Origin of the sequence: Rhizobium sp. BR 249, from assembly GCF_047445895.1 — a bacterium.
Lineage (GTDB): Bacteria > Pseudomonadota > Alphaproteobacteria > Rhizobiales > Rhizobiaceae > Rhizobium.
In genome coordinates this window covers 121,775-143,427 of record NZ_JARWKX010000011.1, presented here as the reverse complement: position 1 = coordinate 143,427, position 21,653 = coordinate 121,775, and the positions used below count along the sequence as shown (strand labels likewise).

At 58.3% G+C, this 21,653-nt stretch carries 22 protein-coding genes; 11 read left to right on the top strand and 11 right to left on the bottom strand.

Annotated features, from left to right (window positions below):
• The first annotated feature begins 151 nt into the window (after window positions 1-151).
• The gene (locus QD408_RS12920) at window positions 152-535 is read left to right on the top strand and encodes a VOC family protein (RefSeq protein ID WP_088682711.1); all 384 of its coding nucleotides are present in this window, start codon (window positions 152-154) and stop codon (window positions 533-535) included.
• 392 nt (window positions 536-927) lie between these two features.
• Here the strand turns inward: QD408_RS12920 and QD408_RS12915 are convergent, their stop codons facing one another.
• The 7 genes from QD408_RS12915 to QD408_RS12885 form a co-directional block, all read right to left on the bottom strand.
• Complete coding sequence (locus tag QD408_RS12915; protein ID WP_414139553.1) at window positions 928-1,593, bottom strand: HAD family hydrolase; 666 nt, start codon at window positions 1,591-1,593, stop codon at window positions 928-930.
• A gap of 17 nt (window positions 1,594-1,610) precedes the next feature.
• Complete coding sequence (locus QD408_RS12910; protein ID WP_088682512.1) at window positions 1,611-3,059, bottom strand: aspartate ammonia-lyase; 1,449 nt, start codon at window positions 3,057-3,059, stop codon at window positions 1,611-1,613.
• Between the two features lie 117 nt (window positions 3,060-3,176).
• Window positions 3,177-4,664 (bottom strand): aldehyde dehydrogenase family protein, encoded by a 1,488-nt coding sequence (locus QD408_RS12905; protein WP_088682513.1) that lies wholly within the window; start codon window positions 4,662-4,664, stop codon window positions 3,177-3,179.
• 28 nt (window positions 4,665-4,692) lie between these two features.
• A complete protein-coding gene (locus QD408_RS12900) occupies window positions 4,693-5,778 on the bottom strand; it encodes an ABC transporter ATP-binding protein (RefSeq protein WP_088682514.1) in 1,086 nt (361 codons plus the stop codon).
• An 11-nt stretch (window positions 5,779-5,789) separates the two neighbouring features.
• A complete protein-coding gene (locus QD408_RS12895; RefSeq protein ID WP_088682515.1) occupies window positions 5,790-6,629 on the bottom strand; it encodes a carbohydrate ABC transporter permease in 840 nt (279 codons plus the stop codon).
• An 11-nt stretch (window positions 6,630-6,640) separates the two neighbouring features.
• Entirely contained in the window at window positions 6,641-7,588 is a 948-nt protein-coding gene (locus QD408_RS12890) for a carbohydrate ABC transporter permease (protein ID WP_088682516.1), read from the bottom strand.
• A gap of 61 nt (window positions 7,589-7,649) precedes the next feature.
• Window positions 7,650-8,957 carry an ABC transporter substrate-binding protein gene (locus QD408_RS12885; RefSeq protein ID WP_088682517.1) on the bottom strand — a complete coding sequence of 436 codons (1,308 nt, stop codon included), beginning with the start codon at window positions 8,955-8,957 and terminating at the stop codon, window positions 7,650-7,652.
• A gap of 190 nt (window positions 8,958-9,147) precedes the next feature.
• Here QD408_RS12885 and QD408_RS12880 point away from each other — a divergent pair, with 190 nt between their 5' ends.
• The 10 genes from QD408_RS12880 (at window position 9,148) to QD408_RS12835 (ending at window position 17,892) form a co-directional block, all read left to right on the top strand.
• Window positions 9,148-10,194: a LacI family DNA-binding transcriptional regulator gene (locus QD408_RS12880; RefSeq protein WP_414139552.1), complete on the top strand. Its 1,047-nt coding sequence runs from the start codon at window positions 9,148-9,150 to the stop codon at window positions 10,192-10,194.
• Window positions 10,195-10,273: 79 nt separating this feature from the next.
• Window positions 10,274-11,308 (top strand): proline racemase family protein, encoded by a 1,035-nt coding sequence (locus tag QD408_RS12875; RefSeq protein ID WP_088682519.1) that lies wholly within the window; start codon window positions 10,274-10,276, stop codon window positions 11,306-11,308.
• Window positions 11,309-11,320: 12 nt separating this feature from the next.
• On the top strand, window positions 11,321-13,066 hold the full coding sequence (locus QD408_RS12870) for a choline dehydrogenase (protein ID WP_414139551.1): 1,746 nt from the start codon (window positions 11,321-11,323) through the stop codon (window positions 13,064-13,066).
• 11 nt (window positions 13,067-13,077) lie between these two features.
• On the top strand, window positions 13,078-13,584 hold the full coding sequence (locus QD408_RS12865; protein ID WP_414139550.1) for a cupin domain-containing protein: 507 nt from the start codon (window positions 13,078-13,080) through the stop codon (window positions 13,582-13,584).
• A gap of 49 nt (window positions 13,585-13,633) precedes the next feature.
• Window positions 13,634-14,398 carry an alpha/beta fold hydrolase gene (locus QD408_RS12860; protein ID WP_414139549.1) on the top strand — a complete coding sequence of 255 codons (765 nt, stop codon included), beginning with the start codon at window positions 13,634-13,636 and terminating at the stop codon, window positions 14,396-14,398.
• A complete protein-coding gene (locus QD408_RS12855) occupies window positions 14,391-15,200 on the top strand; it encodes an aspartate dehydrogenase (RefSeq protein WP_088682521.1) in 810 nt (269 codons plus the stop codon). The genes QD408_RS12860 and QD408_RS12855 overlap by 8 nt, the downstream gene beginning before the upstream one ends.
• 10 nt (window positions 15,201-15,210) lie before the next feature.
• A complete protein-coding gene (locus QD408_RS12850) occupies window positions 15,211-15,963 on the top strand; it encodes an SDR family oxidoreductase (RefSeq protein ID WP_088682522.1) in 753 nt (250 codons plus the stop codon).
• Between the two features lie 22 nt (window positions 15,964-15,985).
• Entirely contained in the window at window positions 15,986-16,300 is a 315-nt protein-coding gene (locus tag QD408_RS12845) for an NIPSNAP family protein (RefSeq protein WP_088682523.1), read from the top strand.
• A 15-nt stretch (window positions 16,301-16,315) separates the two neighbouring features.
• Entirely contained in the window at window positions 16,316-16,735 is a 420-nt protein-coding gene (locus QD408_RS12840; RefSeq protein ID WP_088682524.1) for a GlcG/HbpS family heme-binding protein, read from the top strand.
• Window positions 16,735-17,892, top strand: a complete 1,158-nt coding sequence (locus QD408_RS12835; protein ID WP_414139548.1) for an MFS transporter — start codon at window positions 16,735-16,737, stop codon at window positions 17,890-17,892. Before QD408_RS12840 ends, QD408_RS12835 begins: the two co-directional genes overlap by 1 nt.
• A gap of 478 nt (window positions 17,893-18,370) precedes the next feature.
• Here QD408_RS12835 and QD408_RS12830 read toward each other — a convergent pair whose 3' ends face one another.
• The 4 genes from QD408_RS12830 to QD408_RS12815 are packed head-to-tail and all read right to left on the bottom strand — an operon-like array spanning window position 18,371 to window position 21,585.
• A complete protein-coding gene (locus tag QD408_RS12830; RefSeq protein WP_088682527.1) occupies window positions 18,371-18,727 on the bottom strand; it encodes a RidA family protein in 357 nt (118 codons plus the stop codon).
• 39 nt (window positions 18,728-18,766) lie between these two features.
• Window positions 18,767-20,131 (bottom strand): FAD-dependent oxidoreductase, encoded by a 1,365-nt coding sequence (locus tag QD408_RS12825; RefSeq protein ID WP_414139547.1) that lies wholly within the window; start codon window positions 20,129-20,131, stop codon window positions 18,767-18,769.
• The gene (locus tag QD408_RS12820) at window positions 20,124-20,459 is read right to left on the bottom strand and encodes a (2Fe-2S)-binding protein (RefSeq protein ID WP_414139546.1); all 336 of its coding nucleotides are present in this window, start codon (window positions 20,457-20,459) and stop codon (window positions 20,124-20,126) included. Before QD408_RS12820 ends, QD408_RS12825 begins: the two co-directional genes overlap by 8 nt.
• On the bottom strand, window positions 20,449-21,585 hold the full coding sequence (locus QD408_RS12815) for an NAD(P)/FAD-dependent oxidoreductase (protein WP_414139545.1): 1,137 nt from the start codon (window positions 21,583-21,585) through the stop codon (window positions 20,449-20,451). The genes QD408_RS12820 and QD408_RS12815 overlap by 11 nt, the downstream gene beginning before the upstream one ends.
• Window positions 21,586-21,653: the final 68 nt, after the last annotated feature.

Below are 21,653 nucleotides of genomic sequence, written 5' to 3'. Positions count from 1 at the left end.
CAGACCGGCCTGAACGCAGCGACGGCATGATAGCTGTGCGAGTCGCCCGATGACGCCCTACAACGGATAAAACATATCGCTATTTTACATCGGGCTGCATTTCGGGTGAAGAGACCGGCTGTGGCGCCGTATGAAATTGAGAGGAAATCAAGTGTATATCGCTCATGTTGCCCTTTGGACCCCCGACCTTGATCGGCAAGTTGCGTTCTGGGAAAAATACTTCGACGCCGAAATCGGTGAGACTTACTGCAGCAAACGGAGGGAGGGCTTCGTTTCCAGGTTCATTACCCTCGCAGGGAAAGGTGCCCAGATCGAGATTATGACCGGACCTTGGATTAATGCAGGTGATTATGAGGAAGCCTCGGGATGGGATCATATCGCCATTTCTCTTGGTAACGCAGCCGCCGTCGACGAAATGGCTGCGCGCTGTAAGGCTGATGGTATCCTTGTCTCCGGGCCGCGAATGACTGGCGACGGATTTTACGAAGCGGTCATAACCACTCCGGATGGGTCGCGTGTCGAGATAACCGCTTGATGCATAGGAGCCCTTGACCTCGGCGTTTTCGGCGGCCCACGTTGGCCAGTCTGTCGCGCATCTTGGTCAGGTGTGATGAGCTCGATGCCTCCTCGCGCTTTGCTGGGTGACGGCGCGTGCTGGAGCGGGTCGCCTTCCGCTCCCGCCTCTATCTCTTCGTTGCGGAGACTGCATTGTAAACCTGCAGTGCGTCACAGCGCGCATTGGTCGCTTGGGAAACTGGTGTGCTCATAACGGACGTCGAGCCCGTCAAGCCCGACGGATTTCTGGTGAGCTCGTGAATAATCGCCGAAGCAGCCTGGATCTGTCGTTTTCCATCTTTGGATGAGCCGCCGCCCATAAGTAGCGAAATGTGGCACGTTGGACGACATCGTTATGAACGGGGATGGGTCCTAATTCTTAAGCGCTACCAGCGCATCGAATCCGGTCAGGTCGCGACACCGGACCGCATCTGCTGGGAAGAAGTCCGGAGCGTTCTGCGCCACCACCGCCAGGAACGGGATACCCAGTTCGACTGCAGCATCGAACTCAGTGCGAGAATCGCCGACAGCAAGGGCATCCTTGGGATCGCACTGTTCGCTTTTCAAAATCCGGCAAAATTCAGTGATCTTCTTTTTCGGCGATCCCGCGACTGATGAAAAGTAATGCACAAGCCCACGACGCATGAGCACCAACTTTAAGTCGCCATCCGGCATGCCGGATACCAGATGCAAAGGGATGCAACCGTTTAACCTTTGCAGGAGTTCTTCGGCGCCCGGGACAAAGGGCGCATCCATCATTGCCTTATCGACGATGGATGCGAAGCGGTCACACAGGTCGGCTATTCTGCTGGCATCCACTCTCCTGCCAAAGACATGCTCTTCGAAATATTCGAATTTCTGTTGGCGACCGATGCCCCCATGGCGTTCCTGATAACGGATGACTTCGGCGATTTTGCTCTCGTCCTCACCCGCATAACACTGAGCGAACGCCATCGTTTTCGGACGGGCAGAGTCCAAAATAACCCCGTCGAAATCAAAAATAATTGTTTTCGGTTGCCTTGCGAACGCGTTATGCAATGCGTGCCTCTTGTCTGTCAGACTGCTTTTGGCGCAAGCCGGAGCCTGGAAGGTCGTGTCAGCGCCCTCGGATCCAGAACCTGATCAATCAATTCGGGCGAAAGCGTGAGATCGGCTTCCAGGAGTTCGCGCATCGTGCGTCCTGTTGCCAAAATCTCCTTGGCAAGCATGGCCGAACGTTCGTACCCGATAAGGGATGTCAGCGCCGTGGCCAGCGCCGTGCCCGCCTCTAGATTCTCGCGGCAACGTTCTTCATTGGCAATAATGCCGCGCACGCATTTTTCGTCGAGTGTGTGCAGAGCGTTGGTCATCAGAGTCATCGACTGCAGCAGGTTGAAAACGATGACTGGCTCAAAGGCGTTGAGCTGCAATTGGCCCGCCTCAGCTGCCAGAGTAACGACAAGATCGGCGCCAATGACCTGAAAGGCTACTTGGTTGACGACCTCGGGGATGACCGGATTGACCTTTCCGGGCATGATTGAGGAGCCGGGCTGCATTGACGGAAGGCTAATTTCCCCCAGTCCACCCCGTGGTCCGCTCGAAAGCAGTCTAAGATCATTGCAGATTTTTGAGATTTTGACAGCCGTTCTCTTCAAGGTGCCGGAGAAGAGGACAAAAGCGCCTGTATCCCAGCAGGCCTCGACGAAGTCATTTGCAGGTTTCAGCGGGACGTCTGCGATTCTCCCAAGTTCGGCAATCGCAAGCGCCGCATAGCGAGGGTCTGCTGTGATCCCGGTGCCGATCGCCGTGCCGCCGAGATTGACCTCCTGAAGCAGAGCTGCCGCATCTTCCAGCCTTTGGATATCCTCGCGCAACGTCACCGCGAAAGCCATGAATTCCTGGCCGAGCGTCATCGGAACGGCGTCCTGCAACTGCGTGCGGCCGAGCTTGACGACATCGCCGAATTCTTGCGCCTTGGCTTCGAACGCGTCCGCAAGATCCGATATCGCGGAAGACAGCTGCTTGTAACTCAGGAGAAGAGCAAGCCTGATCGCAGTCGGATACACATCGTTGGTCGACTGAGAAAGATTGACGTCGTTGTTCGGATGGATGATGTCAAAGCGGCCGCGTGGCAGTCCGAGATGCTCGAGCGCGCGATTGGCGACGACCTCGTTGACGTTCATGTTCGTCGATGTTCCCGCCCCCCCCTGAAAGACATCGAGCATGAACTGGCCCCTCAGACGACCGGCAGCAATATCGTCGCAGGCAAGCGCAATCGCATCGCGCTTGTCTTCCGGCAGATCGCCGAGCTCGCAATTGGCGGCCGCGGCAGCTTTCTTGACGAAGGCGAGCGCCTTGATGAACAGCGGATAATGTCCGATCGGAATACCGGATATTTGGAAATTACTGATCGCCCGAGCCGTCTGCGCTCCGAAATAGGCAGCTGCCGGCACTTCGACGGGACCGAGCGAGTCATATTCACTGCGCGTTTCCGACGGGCTCGGCGCGAGAAAGCTTTCATCCATGAGATTACTCCAATGCCGCAAATTTCAGAAAAAGCTGATGAAGGGAAGTTCCGTCACCAGCTGTAGCCACTTGGAAGGTGCGACGCTTCGAAACGGCTGTGTTCCGCTTCGAGCGGATTAGTCTGCCGTATGGGGCAGCGCGTGCGGTCGTTTGCCGAGCTTGATGAAGATCGACTTCACCTCAGTGAACTCCAAAAGGCCGTCCATGCCGTTCTCTCGTCCGATACCGCTTTCCTTGTAGCCGCCGAACGGCATCTGCACACTGGTTTCGAGGAAGGTATTGACCGAGACGGTGCCGCTCTTGAGTTCGCGCGAGACCTGGATCGCCTTGTCGATATCCTTGGTCCAAACACCATTGCCGAGACCGTAATTGGTGTCGTTCGCAAGTTCGATAGCTTCGGCGACTGTTTTGAACGTGGTCACGGCGAGAACGGGCCCGAAGATTTCCTCGCGGAAGATCTTCATGTTTGGAGTGACATTCGAAAAGATCGTCGGAGCGACATAGAAGCCCTTGCCGAACGTGCTGTCAGTGAGGCGCTTGCCCCCAACTTCGAGTCTTGCGCCTTCCTCCAGTCCCGACTGGATATAGCCGAGCACTTTTTCCATGTGCTGTTCGTGAATCAGTGCGCCAAGGTCCGCGTCGGGATCTTCAGGCAGTCCGATACGGATCTTTTTCGACCGTTCGACCAGCTTTGCGACAAATTCCTCGGCAATCGATTCCTCGATCAGCAGGCGGGTGCCCTGCACGCATTCTTCACCCTGGTTAAGGATATAGCCGAACAGCACGCCATCGAGAGCGGCATCAATATCGGCGTCGGCAAAGACGACGTTTGCCGCCTTGCCGCCGAGTTCCAGACCGACGCGCTTCATCTGCTCGGCCGCGCGGGCTGCAATACGCTTGCCGACCGCAGTCGATCCGGTGAAAGAGATCATATCGACGCCGCGATGGCCCGTCAGCGCCTCGCCGACGGCTTTGCCGGATCCGGTCACGACGTTGATGACGCCATTCGGAATCCCCGCTTCCCTGGCGAGCGCGGCAATCTCGAGCGTGGTGCTCGACGTCAGCTCGGACGGTTTGATCACCGCCGTGCATCCTGCCGCAAGCGCGTAGGGCAGTTTCTGGAACAGAGTCACAAGCGGGAAGTTCCAAGGCGTGATCATGGCGATGACGCCACGCGGCTCTCGCACGACCAGGCCAAGATTGGCATCGCCGGCGTTGTTGACGAGGTCGCTCGGGATCTGCCAAGCGAGCGCGGCGGCATAACGGGCAAGCTCGATCGACCATTCCGTTTCGCCCTTGCCGAAGCGGATCGGCTTGCCGACCTCCTCGGCTTCCATCTTCGCCAGCTTGTCCGTGTCGCGCACAAGCAGCTCGATCCAGCGGCCGATGGCCTTGGCGCGCTCCGATCCCGGTAGCGCCGACCAGATCGACCGGTCGTCGAAGGCCTTTCTCGCTGCCTTCACGGCGAGGTCGACTTCCTTCTCGCCGCTGTCGGCGAAGCGGGCGAGAAGCTCGCCATTGGCGGGAGAGGTCCTCTCGACGGTAGCGGAGGTCTTGACCCAGGATCCGTCGATCCAGTTCCCATACTCGCGGACATTCGTCATCGTCTTTCCTTTGCTCGAGAGAATTCGATTACTGGCGGACTACCACATCGTCATTGGCAACGACACGCAGCAGTTCGGAGGGCGCCGCGACACCGATCGTATCGCCGGCCCGGGCCTGTGTGCGATCGGTGACGATCACGAACCTGACGTCGCCGACGCTTACATAGATATTGGTCGTCTGACCAAGCGGTTCCACCAGCTCCACCAGCGCGTCGGTCGAACCCGCCGTGCCGGCGGCGGTGACCACCAGATGTTCCGGACGGATGCCGAGAAGGAGACCGCCCTTTGCATCGACGATTTTGGCGGCGAAAGATCGCTCCTGCTCCGACAGGGAATGCGCAAACCCGGGGATCACACAGGTTACCGCCGATCCGGAGTGCAGCTGCGCCGGGAAGAGGTTCATCGGAGGAGAGCCGATGAATTCGGCAACGAACCTGGTTTTTGGACGGTCATAGACCTCGAGCGGAGAGGCGACCTGCACCATGTTGCCCTTGCTCATGACGGCGATGCGATCGGCCATTGCCATGGCTTCGATCTGGTCATGCGTGACGTAGATCGTCGTAATGCCGAGATTGGTGACGAGCTTCTTGATTTCCGTGCGCATGACGGCGCGCAGCTTGGCGTCGAGGTTGGAAAGCGGCTCGTCCATCAGGAAGACCTTCGGATTGCGCACGAGCGCGCGGGCGAGCGACACGCGCTGACGCTGGCCACCCGACAATTGCGACGGCTTGCGCTGAAGATATTCGTGCAGCCCGAGTTTCTCGGCGGTCTCCTCCACCTTGCGACGGCGGTTCGCCTGATCGAGCTTGCGAATCTTCAGGGGGAACTCGATGTTCTTGAAGACCGTCATGTTCGGATAGAGACCGTAGTCTTGGAAGGCCATCGCGATATCGCGGTGGCGCGGCTCGGCGTAGGTCATGTCGGCGCCATTGATGCTGATGCGACCGGAAGTCGGCAGTTCAAGTCCTGCGACCATTCGCAGCGTCGTCGTCTTGCCGCAACCGGACGGGCCGAGCATGCAGAAGAATTCTCCATCCTTGATATCGACGGAAACGCCGTTGACGACGCGCAGCGCACCGAACTGCTTGGTGACGGTATCGATATGAATAGCCATGGCTGGGCTCCTTAACCTTTGACTGCGCCGAGCGTCAGGCCGCGCACGAGATAACGTTGCATGAGAAGGACGAGAACGACGACGGGCAGAGACATGACGACGCCTGCCGCCGAGGCCAGTCCCCAGGCGATCGCCTTCGGCTTGATCGCATTGGCTGCGATGACCGGCAGCGTCTTGGCCTCTTGCGAGGTCAGCATGCTGGCCAGCAGGAACTCGTTCCAGGCGAACATGAAGACGATGACCATGGTCGCGGCAAGACCGGGCAGAAGCAGCGGCAGGGTTACCCGCCAGAAAGTCTCGAAACGACTGCATCCGTCGATCATCGCGGCTTCTTCGATCGACTGCGGAATGTCCTGGATAAAGACGCGCATGACCCAGACGACGAAGGGCAGCCCCGAAAGCGCATAAGCAGCCGTCAGGAGCCAGGGCGTATCGAAAATGCCCATCTGCCGCGCGATTATGAACATCGGGATGACCGAAACGATTGGCGGCAACATGCGGATCGAGAGGATTTCGAAGGCCAGCACTTCCTTGCCCTTGATCTCGAACCTGGCGAGCGCATAAGCGGCCATGGTGCCCGCGGCCATTGCGATACAGGTGGACATTCCGACGATCAGTGCACTGTTGATCAGGGCGTCCCAGGCATTGAGCTCGGTGAAGAGCTGCCGATAGTTGTCCAACGTCGGGCCAAACGACCAGATCGGCGGAAAGGCGGAGATGTCCACTTCGGATTTGAAGGAGGAGGAGGCCATCCAGTAGATCGGGAACGCGAAAAACAATGCTGCGGCGATTGCGAGCACATAGGCAGTGACGCCGCTGACGCCTTTCTTGATAAGTCTTGCGCTAGACATCGTCGCGCTCCTCAACGGTTTTCTTTGTCGGCAACCAGCTTGAGGAAGCCGGTCACGTTGACGAAGACGATGACAATAAGAAGGATGATCACCAACGCGATCCACGACAGAGCCGATCCGTAGCCGAGATCGAAGATACGGAAATTGACGCGCTGGAGGTAAACGCTAAGCAGGTCTGTTGCGAAGTCAGGACCGCCACGCGTGATGATATAGACGGTATCGTAGGTACGGAATGCATCGACGATGCGCAGAAGCGTGGCGATGACGATCACCGGCTTCAGCATCGGCAATGTCACGTGGATGAAGGTACTGAGATGCCCGGCGCCATCGATCTGGGCGGCCTCGAAGGGGCTGCGCGGCAGCGAGCGAAGACCAGCGAAAATGATGATAAACATGAACGGCGTCCACTGCCAGACGTCCACGAGGATCACCGACGCCAGCGCGCCGCTCGGCGAGCCTGCCCATGCAAGCGGCGCAATCCCGATAAAGGACAGCAGGTAGTTGAGGATGCCAAGATCGGGCATCATCATCGTACGCCAGACGATACCAACTGCGATCGGCGTTATCAGCATCGGAATGAGGAGGAAAGTGCGCAGGAACAGAAAACCGGGCCTGTTCTGATTGAAGAGAAGCGACAGAAGGACCGCGAGCGTCAGCGAAATGGAGACGCTGACGGCTGTGAACAGCAGTGTCAGAGCGACCGAGTGCCAAAACTGCCCATCGCTGAAGGCCCGCACATAGTTGCCGACGCCGATGATCGAGTAACTCGTACCGAACGTCGGATTGTAGTTCGTCAGCGAGATATAGAGAGAGTGCAACAGCGGATATAAGCCCACCACATTCATGATGATGAGGGTCGGCGCAAGCAGCAGCCACTGCACATTCTTCTCGCCTGCGCGAACCGCCTTCGTCGCGCCGATTGCTGCCGGTGAAACGCCGATGGAGCCAGCTTTGGCCATAACAGATTTCCTTCCAGGAGGGTCACGGCAGCCAAGTGCCGTGACCGACAAGAGTTAGCAGTTAGGTTCGGATGACGGAGGCGAGTGCCTTCTCGGCATCGTCCATAGCTTCCTGCGGCTTCTTGCGCCCGTTCACACCTGCGAGAATGTTCTCGTAGAGAACGCGCTGTACCTCGACGGCGTTGGTGAGCCGGTAAGGCGGGATACTGACCGGCGACGTTCCCCGCTTCTTGAAATCGCGGAACGCCTGGAGCATCGGAACCTTCGCGAGCACTTCGTCGCTGTCGATATCGGACTGCAGGCAAAGAGATGACTCTCCGCCTTCGCGGAAGAGCTTGTAGGCTTCGCCCTCGCTCATCCACTTCAGGAACTTGTAGGCTTCCGCCTTGTTCTCCGACGCCGCGTTGATGAGAATCGACCAGCCGCCGATCATGGACTGCTGGAATTTTTCAGTCGGCGCGACGGTGTAACCGAATTTACCCTTGTGGGGGCCATCCTCGATGCCGACGATAACATCGGACCAAGTCACCATCATTGCAGCCTTGCCCTGCTGCATGGTGGAGGATCCCTCGGCGTAGTCAAAACCTTCCACGCCCTTTGGCGTGAACGGCAGGACTTCGCGCAGCCGTTCGATCGCACGGGCGCCCTGACCTTCAGTATTGAAGACCACTTTGTTGTTTTCGTCGAGAACGCCGTCGTCATGCGGCGCGATCTTCGTCATTCCCATGAGACGGCTGCCCCAATCGCCGCTCATATGAGCGTCCTGCCCCCCGAGCATGAGGACGTTGCCGGCCACGTCATCGGAATGAAGCTTCTGCGCCGCATCCCGGTACTCGTCCCATGTTTCCGGAACCTTGGTAATGCCCGCCTTTTCGAAGAGATCCTTGCGGTAGACGAAGACAGGTGTGGTCATCGCCACTGGGAGACCCCAGCGCTTGCCCTCGTATTCAGTGTATTGGGTTGAAGCAGGCGAAAGCTTTTCAACGGTGATTTCCGGCAAGGAACTATCCTCCGCGCGAATGTCGTCGAAAGAGCTCGCCCAACCGTTGCGAAGCGGCTGACGGATCCACAGATTGTCCGTCGTAAATATATCGAAGGTGGTGGACCCCTGGCTGAGCTCGATCAGCAGTTTTTCGTAATGCGCTTCGTAGGCATTGGACTCACCGGTGATTTTGGCGCCAGTATAAGCGTTGGCGACGCTGCCCGTCAGAGCATTCGACCAGGCGACGTTGCTGTTGAGGATATTGACAGCCGCCGCAGCGGCAAAGCTGCGACCCGCTGGGAGCAATGCATAGGCTGCAGCACCTGCCGCCAGCGTGCGCATCAATGCACGGCGAGACAGTTCACTGGAAAATGGCCCTTGAGTCATATCAGTTCCCCTTAATTTTGAAGGACGTTCTCGGCGGCTTTTCCTCCATGCCGAGTAAACGTTTTCACGTAAACACCAGCCTTGCGCTTTGTCAATGCAGTTTTTGTGGACGCATTCAACTTATTTAAATATAAACAGGCTCCACTTGGGCCTGTTAAGCGCGCTGAGATACAAGGAGCCATGAGCTATCATGAAGAAAATGCCAGAAAATTTGCGGCGTGCCACGATCCACGATGTCGCGAAGGTCGCAAACGTATCGATCGCGACCGTTTCGCGGGTGCTGAACAAGCCTGAAAAAGTAAACCGCGAGATGTACGATCGTGTGATGGCGGCGGCTTCGCAGCTCGGATACACGACGAATTCCGCCGGAAAAGCGCTCAAAATCGCCCGAACAAGGACAATCGGGACGCTTCTGCCGCGGCTGGACGATCCGATCTTCTCTGAAATTGCACATGGCGTGCAGGAAACGCTCTTTGCCAACGATTATGTAGGCTTTCTTCAGACTTCCGGTTACGACAACAGCCGGATATTCGATGCTGTATTTCGTTTATTAAATCGTGGAGCGGAGGGATTACTTATATTTGGTCGAATTGACGATGAAAAATTACTTGCTTTTATCAAGAATAATCAGGTTCCGATCATACAGATCTATTCCTATCTTGAAGGCAACCCGATTCCTTCTGTCGGCATCGACAATTACGCTTCCACTCAAAAGATTGCGCAGTTGATGCTGCAGCTCGGGCATCGTGATATCGCCCATATTTCAGGGCCGACCAAGGGCAACGACCGCCAGCAAGCGCGACGCAAGGCCTACGAAGATATGATGCAGGCCAACGGGCTGAAGACGACGGCCCAGATGGTGCAGCCTGGTTATACGATCAATGACGCCGGCCAGGCTTTCCGCAGAATTCTTGAAGAAAATCGGAATGTTACGGCTGTTATATGCGCAACGGACCTACTCGCCTGCGGCGTCCTTGCCGAATGCCGCAAGCTCGGAATCAGCGTCCCGAACGAAATGTCCGTCTCGGGTTTCGAGGATGTCGCTTTCGCCTCACTGCTCTACCAGCCGCTGACGACGCTTGCGGTCCCCTCAGGCGATATGGGTCGCTACGCGGCGCGCGCCATGATCGCGAATCTCGAGGAAGGCCAGAAGCTGACGTCGATGCAATTCGAAACAAGCCTCATCATGCGCGACTCCATCGCGCGCGCTCCGAGTGGTTCGAATAGAGCCGCTTGACGCATTTCGAGAAAACGTTTACTCCTTTTATCAATCAAGAGAGCCGCAGTTTTCGAATTGCGGAAAAAGGGGTTTACTGATGCGTTTCAGCAGAATGGTAACTGTCGTCGGCGCTCATGCGGCCGGCGAGCTCAACGAGGTCATCACCGGCGGCGTCCTGCCGGTGCCCGGCGACAGCATATTTCAGAAGATGCAATATCTGGAAAAGCACGGTGATGCGTTGCGGCAGTTTCTGCTTCACGAGCCAAGGGGCAAGGTAACGCAATGCGTCAATCTGGTCCTCCCCCCGACCCGTCCTGACGCCGATGCCGGTTTCATCATCATGGAATCGGAATATTACGTGCCGATGTCGGGCACCAACACGATCTGCACGGCAACCGTGCTTCTAGAAACCGGCATGATCCCGATGGTCGAGCCGGTCACGCATCTGACACTGGAGGCCCCGGCCGGTCTAGTCAGAGTCAAGGCAGATTGCAAGGACGGCAAGGTCACCGGCATTACCTTCGCCAATGTTCCCTCTTTCGTCATGGCTCTCGACCGCAAGGTGGAAGTTCCGGGAATTGGCACCGTCACGGTCGATGTTGCCTATGGCGGCATGATCTACGCGCTCGTCGACGCCAAGGCGCTGGGGTATGCCATTACTGAGGACGAAGCGGCCGAACTCGTCGATGTCGGTGAAAAGATCAAGCTGGCGGCGGCCGAGCAGGTTCCTGCCGTGCATCCGGAAAATCCCGAGATCCACACGATCAACCAGACCCTTTTTGCTGGCCCGATGCGCGTAGAGAACGGAATCAAGCGGTCCAAGAACACCGTCATCGTTTCGCCTGGCCGTCACGATCGTTCGCCTTGCGGCACCGGCACCAGCGCGCGCCTTGCGGTGCTGCACGCCAAGGGTCAGATCGGTGTTGGCGAGAAGTTCGTCCATGAGTCGATCATCGGCACGGAGTTCGTCGGTGAAGTGGTCGAGACGACGTCGATCGCCGGCCATACGGCGATCCGCCCGGCCATTACAGGCACGGCCTGGATTACCGCTTTCCACCAGTATGTCCTCGATCCGACGGATCCATTCCCGACGGGTTACAAGCTTGGCGATACCTGGAAGACCTCGAAATAGGGAGTGATGTCGATGGCTTTCTCGCTGGTACTGACAGAGGCCAGTTACAGGCTCCGGCATCAACCGACGCGCTCCGCGAACGCAACAACGGTGACAAAAATGGGTAAGATTTCGACCGCTCCGTCACGCTCTTCTTATGATTACGTGATCATTGGCTCCGGATCCGCAGGCAGCGTCCTGGCCGGCCGCCTATCTGAAGACGGTAAGAACCGCGTGTTGCTCCTTGAAGCTGGTCCATCCGACCAGCATATCCATATTCGAATGCCGGCGGCTCTTCCGCTTCCGCTCGCAAATGACCGGTTCAATTGGTTCTACAATTCCGAGCCGGAGCCGCACCTCAACAACCGAATTATTCTGGAAGCGCGCGGGCGTGTGCTGGGAGGCTCCTCCTCGATCAATGGCATGAATTGGGTGCGCGGCAGCCCGTGGGATTACGACAACTGGTCGGCCATGGGCCTGGAGGGCTGGAGCTACAAGGAAGTTCTTCCCTATTTCCGTCGCGCAGAAACCTCCGACAAAGGCAGCAGTGCCTATCGCGGCGGCAAAGGCCCGATGCAAATCGAGACCTGCAAGGCCGACAGCCCGCTTTATCGGGCCTTCATCAAAGCCGGTGAGCAGGCCGGCTATGCCTATATCGAAGACCACAATGCCTACCGCCAGGAAGGCATCCATATAACCCAGCGCAATGTCGGCCACGGCATTCGGTGGAGTTCCTCCCAAGCATATATCCACGCTCAGCCCGCGCGGGCCAACCTCGACGTCGTGATCAAGGCAAAGGTTCTTAAGATCGAGTTCGAAGGAAAACGGGCGGTGCGCGTGCGTGCGCGGATCGACGGCAAGCATTTCTCGATCGGCGTCGACAAGGAAGTCCTTCTTGCAGCCGGCGCCATCAACTCGCCGCAGCTCCTTCTGCTTTCCGGCATAGGTGATGCGGAAGATCTTCGTAAGCTGTCGATACCGGTCGTGCAGGACCTGCCCGGCGTCGGCAGGGGCCTGAAAGACCATGTCGCCGCCCCCGTGCAGTATCGCGCGACCAAGCCTGTCTCCGTTGTCGGCAAACTGACGCGCTTTGGCAAGCTGAAGCTTGGCCTGCAATGGCTTATCGCCAAGAAGGGACTGGGGGCGACGAACTTCTTCGAGGTCGGCGGCTTTCTCAGGACCAACAAGAAGCATCCGGTACCCAACGTGCAGTTGGAGTTCGTTCCCCTTATCGGCGAAATGCAGCATGGCAGTGTCGCTCTGGAGAACGGCTTCCAATATTTCTTCAGCCTGATGCGGCCGAAGAGCGAAGGTCGCGTCTGGCTCGCCAGCGCCGATCCTGACGTCGCGCCGAAATTCGTCTTCAACTTCCTCGAACATGAGGAAGACCGCAAGGAGGCGATCGAAGCCGTGCGAGCAATCCGCAACATCGTTGCCCAGCCTGCCTGGAACGACGTTCGAGGCGAGGAAGTCACGCCCGGCAAGAACGTCCAGTCCGACGAGGACATTCTCGCGTTTCTACGCAAGGAAGCCGGCACGAACTATCATCCATGCTGCAGCTGTCGGATGGGAACCGACAGCATGTCGGTCGTGGATACCCATGCGAAGGTTCATGGCATCGAAAACCTGCGCGTCATCGACGCCTCGATCATGCCCGCAATCGTTAGCGGCAACCTCAACGCTCCCGTGATTATGATGGCCGAGAAGCTGTCCGACGACATTCTTGGCAAGAAACTTCCCAATGAAGTGGCGGATTATTACCTGCCGGCGGCAGAGTGAAGGAGTTCGAAATGAGCGAAAATAGCGAACGGAAGGGCGATGTCCTGATCCTGCGTCCGGAAGAAGGCAGGAATTTTTGGCAGCCGGTACCGGCAAACGGACATATTTCAGTGCGTGTGGCGCCGGGGTTCGTCAATGTCGAAACCCCCTTCAGCATCGGCACGCAGACGCTCCCTCCGCAAGGCTATGTCCGAGAGCACGCCCATCCGGTCCACGACGAAGTCTTGCACTTCATCTCCGGCAAGGGGACGGCTGTCGTCGAAGGCGTCGAATACGACGCCCTGCCCGGCACGACGATTTTCGTCGGCCGTAACCGCAAGCACAAGTTCATCAATACCAGCACGGATCAGGATCTGCACTGGCTCTGGTTCATCCAGCCAAACGGGCTGGAGGATTTCTTCGAAGAGATCGGCCGTCCGATGGAAGCGGGTCAGCCCGACCCGACGCCCTTTGCGCGACCGGACGACGTATTGGAGATCGAACGGCGCACTGCATTCGTTGCAGCCAAGCCGGAATAACGCCTAGAGGTCTAAAATGCCTACGATAGTGGCGTCCGACGGATGCCGGGTGACATATGATGTCTCCGGCAACGGGGAAGTGTTACTTCTCATACCGGGGCTTGGAGGCCAGGCAGCCTTCTGGTCGGCAATCGTGCCGCGCCTCGCTGAGAATTACAGGGTCGTTTCCTTCGATCATCGCGGCACCGGTCGCAGCGATCGACCGAACGGAAAATACACGATCGCGCGTATTGCTGAGGATGCGCACCAGATCCTTCTTGAGACTGGCGCCACGAGCGCCACGGTCATCGGCCACTCGACGGGAGGAATGATAGCCCAGTATCTCGCGCTGGACTATCCCGATCTGGTCTGCCGTCTCGTCATCAGCGGCAGCTGGGAAAAACCCGATCCTCGTTTTCGCATGATGTTCGAAGCTCGGTTAGGTGTGCTTCTCGAAGCAGGTTCCCAGGTATATCAGCGCCTGACGCATGCCGTGGGATACCCTGCCGACTATCTAGACCAGCATCAGGCCGAGCTCAATACCGTTATCGAGGGCGCCCACGCTGCATTGTCTCCTGTGCAAGTCGCCAGCGCGCGTATCGAAATGCTCTTTACGGACTATCGGTCCGATGAGCTAGCCTCGATCAAGGCGCCCACCCTCATCATCGGCGCAACGGATGATGCTCTCATTCCGTTTTATCACTCGCAGCGCCTCGCTGCGATGATCCCCGGCGCGAAGCTGACGGTGCTCGATGGCGCTCATTTTTTCCCCAAAGTGCACCCTGACAGGTTCGCGAAGATCATCCGCCAATTTCTGGAGTACGGATATGCCTAAAGATCCGCAAAAGATTGCAATCATTGGTTTCGGCGCGATGGCCCGCAGCCTCCAAACATCATTGGCCGAGGCGCAAAGCGGTCTGGCAATCAAGGCCACGCTGCTTCCGAAGGAGTTCCACGCAAGTACCGTTGTGCCGGACAGTGTTTTCGTATGCAGCACCGTCGAAGAGCTGATTGCATGGGAACCATCCCTCGTCGTCGAATGTGCCAGTCACGAGGCGGTCAAAAATGCGGTCCCGGTGCTCTTGCGATCGGGTATTGACGTAGTTGTCGTATCCGTCGGCAGTTTGTCCGACGAGGCGCTCCTGGCTGACCTCGAAAAAGCGGCCCAATCGGGAAACAGCCGTCTAACCGTTGCCTCCGGCGCAATCGGCGGTTTGGACGTTCTGCGGTCGGCCAAAATCGCTGGCCTGGATGCGGTCGTCTACACGGGAAGTAAGCCTCCGGCTGCTTGGAAAGGGACGCCGGCGGATGAAAAATTCGACCTTGCCGCTTTGAGCGAGCGCACCGTGATCTTTGATGGGACTGCACTCGAGGCCTCAAGACGTTACCCCAAAAACGCAAACGTTACGGCTGCAGTGGCGCTCGCCGGCGTTGGCTTCGACAACACCAAGGTGACACTCATTGCCGATCCGGCTTCGATGAGCAACATACATCAGGTGGAAGCCCATGGCGCGTTCGGACGCTTCTCGATTTCATTGGAGAACCGCCCTCTCCCGGACAATCCCAAGACATCCTGGCTTGCTGCTCTCAGCATCGAGCAAAGCATCATCCGCCACTTCCAGAACATCGAACTGTGAGGAACCGAACATGCGTCTCATCAATAAAGTAGCAATCGTCACCGGTGCCGGTGCAGGTATCGGCGCGGCGACCGCTGAACTATTCATCAGGGAAGGCGCGAAGGTTGTCGTTGCGGACTTCAACGCCGATGCCGTTAACGAAGTCGTGAGCCACCTCGGCGAGGATGCCATCGGGTGCACTGTCGATGTGCGCGACAGCGCCGAGGTGAAGGCGATGGTCGACCTCGCCGTCAGCAAGTTCGGCGGCCTGGATATCGTCGTCAACAATGCTGGCCGTGGCAGCCTCGGAACGGTAGAGACGATGGAAGAAGGCGATTGGGACGACATCATCGCCGTCAACCTCAAGGGCGTCTACCTTTGCTCGAAATATGCGATTCCAGCACTGCGCGCACGCGGCGGCGGGGCGATCGTCAACACGGCGTCGAACATCGTCCAATTCGCTATCAAGGATCGAGCAGCCTATGTGGCGGCAAAGGGCGGCGTTGCAGCTCTGACCCGAGCCATGGCACTTGACCACTCGGTCGACAACATTCGCGTCAACTCTGTTGCCCCGGGCGTCATCTGGTCGAACTATTACAACAAGATGCTGACCCAGGTCCCCGACCCGGATGCCTTTGTCAACGGACTGAAGGCGCGCGCGCCGATGGGCCGTTACGGGGAGCCCCTCGATATCGCCAATGCAATCCTTTACCTTGCGTGCGACGAGTCTGGATTTGCGACGGGCTCGATGCTGACCGTCGACGGCGGGGCGGCTGCCTGGTGAAGGCGGCCTTGGAGGTTTCGGCATGATCTTGGAAGAAAGAGATTACCGGATCAAAGCCGGCTACGTCGCCGACTTTTTGGAAAACTATCAAACATTGGGGCTGGCGGTTCAGCGCGAACATCTCGGCGAGCCGCACGCCTTCTTCGTCTCGGATATCGGCGAACTCAACCACGTCGTTTCGATGTGGCGATACGAGGACATGATCGAGCGCGCCGAGAAGCGGGCGAAAATGCTCGCCGACCCGCGCTGGCCAGGATATCTGGCCAGCATCAAGGGACTGATCGACGTGCAGAATATCCGTATTCTCACTCCAACGGCGTTTTCGCCACTTCGGTAAAGGCAAGGAATGAACATGGCCGCGTTCAAAGAAACGATCTCGATGACGCATGAAGGCGCGCTGTCGGCAATAACCGCGGGCGTCGCGGAAGCGCTCTCGATCGGCGTTCCGCAATGCATTTTCGTCGTAGATGCAAGCGGCGAGACGATTGCGAGCCTGCGTATGGACGGCGCGAAATACCTCAGCATGCATACAGCGCGCGCCAAGGCGCGGACGGCAGCATCGATCAACAGCGCGACCGGCTCGATGGCATTCGAGTTTGGGACGGCGGCTGGCATCGCCTCCCAGGGCGGCGTCACCTCACTGCCAGGCGGGCTGCCGATCCGCTTTTCGGGCCGGCTCGCCGGCGCCATCGGTGTCGGATCCGGAAGCGGAGAGCAGGATTTTCATGTCGCTCGGGCAGCCCTCGCGGCCATCGGTGCCGACACAATCTAATGGATCACCGCAGCGCCAGCCGAAGTGGGAGTGAAAGCCTGATTCGGGGTCGACCGGAGCAGATCGCCACCAGAGTCGTCTTCTTTGTGCTCGGTTTTTGTATGGGAGGATGGGCGCCACTCATTCCGTTTGTCAAGGAGCGAACGGGCATTCCAGATGGATCCGTCGGCCTTCTTCTTCTGCTGCTTGGGCTAGGGTCGATCATCGCAATGCCTTTGTCGGGCAGGTTTGCGCACCGGTTCGGATGCCGGTCGATCCTCCTCCTTTCCTGCCTCAGTGTTTGCGGGTCGCTGCCCTTTCTTGGGTATAGCGGCTCGCTCGCCGTTATCGGCCTCACCCTGTTCTTCTTTGGGGCCGGGATCGGTGCAATGGACAGTACCATCAACATCATGGCGGTGATCGTCGAACGCGCCGGCGGCAGACCCATGATGTCGGGCTTTCACGGGATGTTCAGCGTCGGCGGCATTTTTGGCGCAGGCGGCCCGGTCGCGATTATGGCGGCAGGCTATACACCTTTTACCGCCGCCGTCGTCGTGTCGTTCGGTTCCCTCGCCGCCATGGCGTTGGTTTCAGCAAACCTGCTGCGCTTCGGCGCAGGCGGAAGCTTTCGGTATGCTCTTCCGAAAGGTCCCGTTTTGCTGATCAGTGTCTTGTGTTTCGTGCTGTTTTTAGCCGAGGGCGTCGTTCTCGACTGGAGCGGAATTTTCCTGACGACGCTGCGCGGTATCAGGGCCGATTATGCCGGACTTGGCTACGCGTCGTTTGCTGCCGCCATGACTTTTGGACGATTGATCGGCGACTGGTTGGTTCGCAAGATCGGCCCCCGGAAGATTGTCGTTGTGGGATCAATCGGTGCGGCCTCCGGCCTATTCGTTGCAACGGTCATCCCGCAATTTGCCGGCATCCTCGCCGGATATTTCCTGGCCGGATTTGGCTGCGCGAACATCGTGCCGGTGCTGTTTTCGGCCATCGGACGCCAAAATATCATGCCAGCAAGCGTCGCGATCCCGACCATCACTACGATCGGCTATTCGGGAATCCTGCTCGGCCCGGCGCTGGTTGGCTTCGTCGCCCATGCGGCCGATCTTTCAGCTGCCTTCCTCGGAATCAGCGGATTGCTGGTTCTGGCCGCAATCGCCGGGACGAGGCTTCGTTGAGGGAGCGTGCAGCGTAAACGCCGATCTAGAGCTCGATCATCTGCATGAGCTAAGATACTTACATATCTGGCATATTGAATCCGCCTCTTTCACGCTGATATGTTGACCGTTCGGTGGAAGCAGCGAGGGAATATGTTCGATGGCCAAAAAAGATGCCGGTAAGGATGAAAAATTTCCACGACGTTGCAGCATCTGATTGTCGATGCCGTGGCGACGCTGCAGACTGCTTCGGCTCCAGTTTTCGGCGCCCTTCCGAAGCCCGCTTTTCTGCCGATATTCCCGAATGAGGCCGACGGCAACGGTTGTGACCTGAGCCGATTGTTCCCTCCAGTTTTGGGGAGAATCTAGATGTTTAGTTCCGGCATTTTGATGGTCCATTATTTTCCTTAGAATGGAGGGCAGCGGAAGGCCGAACAGGTCCCCGCTGCAGCATCATTCGCGCCGAATGATCCATCTGTTGCAAGGATCGGGGATGTTACTAACCTACAGCTGCAGTCACGATGATTTCGACGAGTACGTCCGGAGCGCCCATTTCGGCCTGTGCGGTGGCGCGCGTCGGTGCAGAGTTGGGAGCCGTCCAGGCGTTCCAGACCTCATTCATTGCGTCGAAGTCACGAGCAAGATCCTTGATCCAGATCTGCGCGGTTAGGAGTCGGCTTTTGTCCGTACCGGCCTTTTCAAGAAACTGCTCGATCTTCGCCAGCGTCTGCTTGGTTTGCCCCGTAATGTCCTGGCTGCGATCGTCAGCAGTCATGCCGCCAACAAATACCATGCCATTATAAACCACCGCCCGGCTGCGGCGGGGATCGGTGTCGATGCGAGTGATGTCGTTCATTAACGTTCCTTTCGTGTGGGACGAAGAATCTCGAGGTCTCTAATCGACGAAGTCGCCAAGAAGAATTGGTTTGACCGGGGGGCGGATGCGGTAGTAGCCAACCTCGGCTGGTTCGACCCGGCGCGCGTCGGCAATCACCTCGGTGACGGTTAGTCCGCAGAGGCGGCCTTGGCACGGGCCCATCCCGCAGCGGCCGAACGCTTTGGTTTGGTTTGGTCCCAGGCAGCCCAGTTCGACATAGTGGCGGACCTGTCCGGCGGTCACTTCCTCGCATCTGCAGACGAGCACTTCGTCGGGTGGAATACGGTTCTCGTCGCGGGGCCGGTACAGCGCGTCCAGAAACGGGCGGATGTGCATAGATCGCTTCAGCTCGGCTTTGAGGGCTGATATCTTTCTGGCCGAGTCCCTCGCCACGCCGATCTCCTCACCGATAGCCAGCGCTGCTAATCGTCCTTGGACTGCTGATGCCTTGGCCCCGACGATGGCACGACTGTCACCGGCCACGTAGACAGACGTGCTTCCCAAACGCCCCGCCTCATCTGTCACCGGTTGCCAGCAGAGCTGGTCAGCGTTCCAGCTATGCGCTGATCCTGTCGACCAGCTCAGCTGGGTATTGGGCACAATGCCCTGATGGAGGAGCACCAGCGACGCAGGCACCTGAATGGTCTTGCCGTGCGATTGGAATGTCAGGCCTTCGGCGCGAGCCTCACCAACGACCGAAAGATCGTGGGCACCGGAATACACTCGGACGCCATGACGCCGTATCGCCGAAATCAGCTTGATGCCCTTAAGCAGATCGCGCCAGCCCTTGAGCGCTCCGAACAGATAGCAGGCAGCATGGAAATACGCTGATCGTTCCGTCGTATCGACCAGCGCCCGAATTCTGATCCCCGCGCGCAAATACTGCCACGCCATAAGATAGAGTAATGGACCCGAGCCGGCGAGAACCACAGGCCCGGCGGGAAGAGCGCCCGAGCCCTTCAACATGATCTGCCCTGCCCCTGCCCCCATTACTCCCGGCAGGGTCCAACCTTTGATCGGAAACGGCCGTTCCATCGCGCCGCTGGCAAGCAGGACAAACTTGCCGGCGACTTTATCAGCCTTGCCGTTCGCGACGTAGTCGACGACGCCCTTAGCAGCGACGTTCCAGACCACAGCGCCGCCAATATAATGGGCTCCGCTGGTGCGGAATTCTGATGCTAGCCGCTGCCCAGCTTCGTAGTCCTTGCCCAAGACCTCAACGAGCTGGCGCGGCGCTGTTTCAATCCGGCGATAGATCTGTCCCCCGATCGCCGTTTGTTCATCGAGCAGGACAACCGAAAGTCCGAGTTTGCGAGCCTCACAGGCCGCTGCCATTCCAGCGGGGCCACAACCGATGATAACGAGGTCAACCACTTCAGTCATGATCGTCTCCCATAGCCGCGTCACACAGCGCCGGCGCGCCCTGCTGACGCTTTATCTGCATTCCTTCGCGAACCGGGATCAGGCAGCTCTGCCTGGCAGGCATCCCGTCGATCTCAACGAGGCACTCAAAGCAAACGCCCATCATGCAATAGGGTGCTCGTGGCGCATCGCTGACGATGCTTGATCGGAAGGACCGAGCCCCACCGGTCAGCAAGGCCGCTGCAACGCTGATACCCTCGGGGACCATGATCTTCGCGTCTTCGAAGGTAATCGTGATCAGTCGTACATCAGGCGATTTTGGAATGGAAAAGAGTGCGTCAGTGGGCATGGCTTAAACTCGCATTGGGATCCAAAAAGCGCTCGCTCTGGAAGATGTCGAAGTCAGGCGGGGCTTCGGCCAGCCCGCCCATCCAGGGGCCGATCAGGTACGCATGCGCGGCAGCCAGCGTAACGCCGCTGTGACAGATGGCGACGTAAGCACCGGGGCAAGACGTCGAACTCTGATAAATGGGATAGCCGTCCGGCGTCAGCGGACGCAAAGCACCCCAGGCGCGAACCAGCCGCGCCCTGGCGAGAAGTGGGAACGTTGCCACGGCCCGGCGTGCAAGCCATTCGATCTTGTCGGTCGTCGTACTGTCATCGAACCCCACATCCTCCGTTGTCGAACCAATTTGAACTGAACCTTCGCGTGTTTGCCGTGCCTTGTTTGTCGGATAGTCGAGAAACGGCTTAAGGCGCTCAGTAATCAACACCTGACCACGTGTCGTGGTCACGGGCGCGCAGATCCCCACCTGGTCGGCGAGCTTTGCAATGCCGAGGCCTGCCGCCAGCACAAGCCGGTCACTCTTCCAGCTTTGGCCGTCTCGGGCCCTGATCGTGAACTGACCCCTCGCCAAATCGTGCTTGAGCTCGACGACATCTGCGCCGGTGATGACCTCTGCACCCTTTTCTCGAAGGCCAGCGTGGAGTGCGTGCAACAACATTAATGGATTGGCATGGCCGTCGTGAGCACCGAAGCTTCCGCCGACGACAGCTGGTCCGAGGCCGGGAAGATATTGCCGCAGCTCGGACGGCTCCATCATTTTGAACGGGACATCGCCGACTTCGCGATCGATCTTCGCCAGCAACTCCGCCCGCTTTTGCACGTCCTGCTCGCTGAAGCCCAGCCAGAAGCCACCCTTTTGCTGGAGGCCGGTGTCGACGCCAGTTAGATCCAGCAACTCGTTATGGAGATCGCTCCAGAGGCGGCAGGCGTCTCTCGTCCAGCGGACATAACGCGGTATGCCGCTTCCCTTGCTGGACAACCACACTAGACCAAAATTCCCTCGCGACGCTCGAAAGGCCGCATCGCCTTGGTCGAGCACCCGAACGCGCGCGCCGCACCTTGCTGCACCATAGGCGATCGCTGCTCCGACGAGCCCGCCCCCTACGACTGTCACTAGTTCTCTACTCATTCAACATCCCCGTAGCGGGCCGCTCTTTCTGTGAAATCGGCGCACGATTCCTGTCCTCTCGCTCGGTG

Excerpts from the sequence above, each read along its gene's own strand:
- QD408_RS12910 (WP_088682512.1), bottom strand. The coding sequence starts at position 3,059 with ATGGATGAAAGCTTTCTCGCGCCGAGCCCGTCGGAAACGCGCAGTGAA.
- QD408_RS12815 (WP_414139545.1), bottom strand. The coding sequence starts at position 21,585 with ATGAGTAGAGAACTAGTGACAGTCGTAGGGGGCGGGCTCGTCGGAGCA.
- QD408_RS12895 (WP_088682515.1), bottom strand. The coding sequence starts at position 6,629 with ATGTCTAGCGCAAGACTTATCAAGAAAGGCGTCAGCGGCGTCACTGCC.
- QD408_RS12825 (WP_414139547.1), bottom strand. The coding sequence starts at position 20,131 with ATGACTGAAGTGGTTGACCTCGTTATCATCGGTTGTGGCCCCGCTGGA.
- QD408_RS12830 (WP_088682527.1), bottom strand. The coding sequence starts at position 18,727 with ATGAACGACATCACTCGCATCGACACCGATCCCCGCCGCAGCCGGGCG.
- QD408_RS12890 (WP_088682516.1), bottom strand. The coding sequence starts at position 7,588 with ATGGCCAAAGCTGGCTCCATCGGCGTTTCACCGGCAGCAATCGGCGCG.
- QD408_RS12875 (WP_088682519.1), top strand. The coding sequence starts at position 10,274 with ATGCGTTTCAGCAGAATGGTAACTGTCGTCGGCGCTCATGCGGCCGGC.
- QD408_RS12850 (WP_088682522.1), top strand. The coding sequence starts at position 15,211 with ATGCGTCTCATCAATAAAGTAGCAATCGTCACCGGTGCCGGTGCAGGT.
- QD408_RS12870 (WP_414139551.1), top strand. The coding sequence starts at position 11,321 with ATGGCTTTCTCGCTGGTACTGACAGAGGCCAGTTACAGGCTCCGGCAT.
- QD408_RS12840 (WP_088682524.1), top strand. The coding sequence starts at position 16,316 with ATGGCCGCGTTCAAAGAAACGATCTCGATGACGCATGAAGGCGCGCTG.
- QD408_RS12880 (WP_414139552.1), top strand. The coding sequence starts at position 9,148 with ATGAAGAAAATGCCAGAAAATTTGCGGCGTGCCACGATCCACGATGTC.
- QD408_RS12905 (WP_088682513.1), bottom strand. The coding sequence starts at position 4,664 with ATGACGAATGTCCGCGAGTATGGGAACTGGATCGACGGATCCTGGGTC.
- QD408_RS12845 (WP_088682523.1), top strand. The coding sequence starts at position 15,986 with ATGATCTTGGAAGAAAGAGATTACCGGATCAAAGCCGGCTACGTCGCC.
- QD408_RS12835 (WP_414139548.1), top strand. The coding sequence starts at position 16,735 with ATGGATCACCGCAGCGCCAGCCGAAGTGGGAGTGAAAGCCTGATTCGG.
- QD408_RS12820 (WP_414139546.1), bottom strand. The coding sequence starts at position 20,459 with ATGCCCACTGACGCACTCTTTTCCATTCCAAAATCGCCTGATGTACGA.
- QD408_RS12855 (WP_088682521.1), top strand. The coding sequence starts at position 14,391 with ATGCCTAAAGATCCGCAAAAGATTGCAATCATTGGTTTCGGCGCGATG.
- QD408_RS12900 (WP_088682514.1), bottom strand. The coding sequence starts at position 5,778 with ATGGCTATTCATATCGATACCGTCACCAAGCAGTTCGGTGCGCTGCGC.
- QD408_RS12885 (WP_088682517.1), bottom strand. The coding sequence starts at position 8,957 with ATGACTCAAGGGCCATTTTCCAGTGAACTGTCTCGCCGTGCATTGATG.
- QD408_RS12865 (WP_414139550.1), top strand. The coding sequence starts at position 13,078 with ATGAGCGAAAATAGCGAACGGAAGGGCGATGTCCTGATCCTGCGTCCG.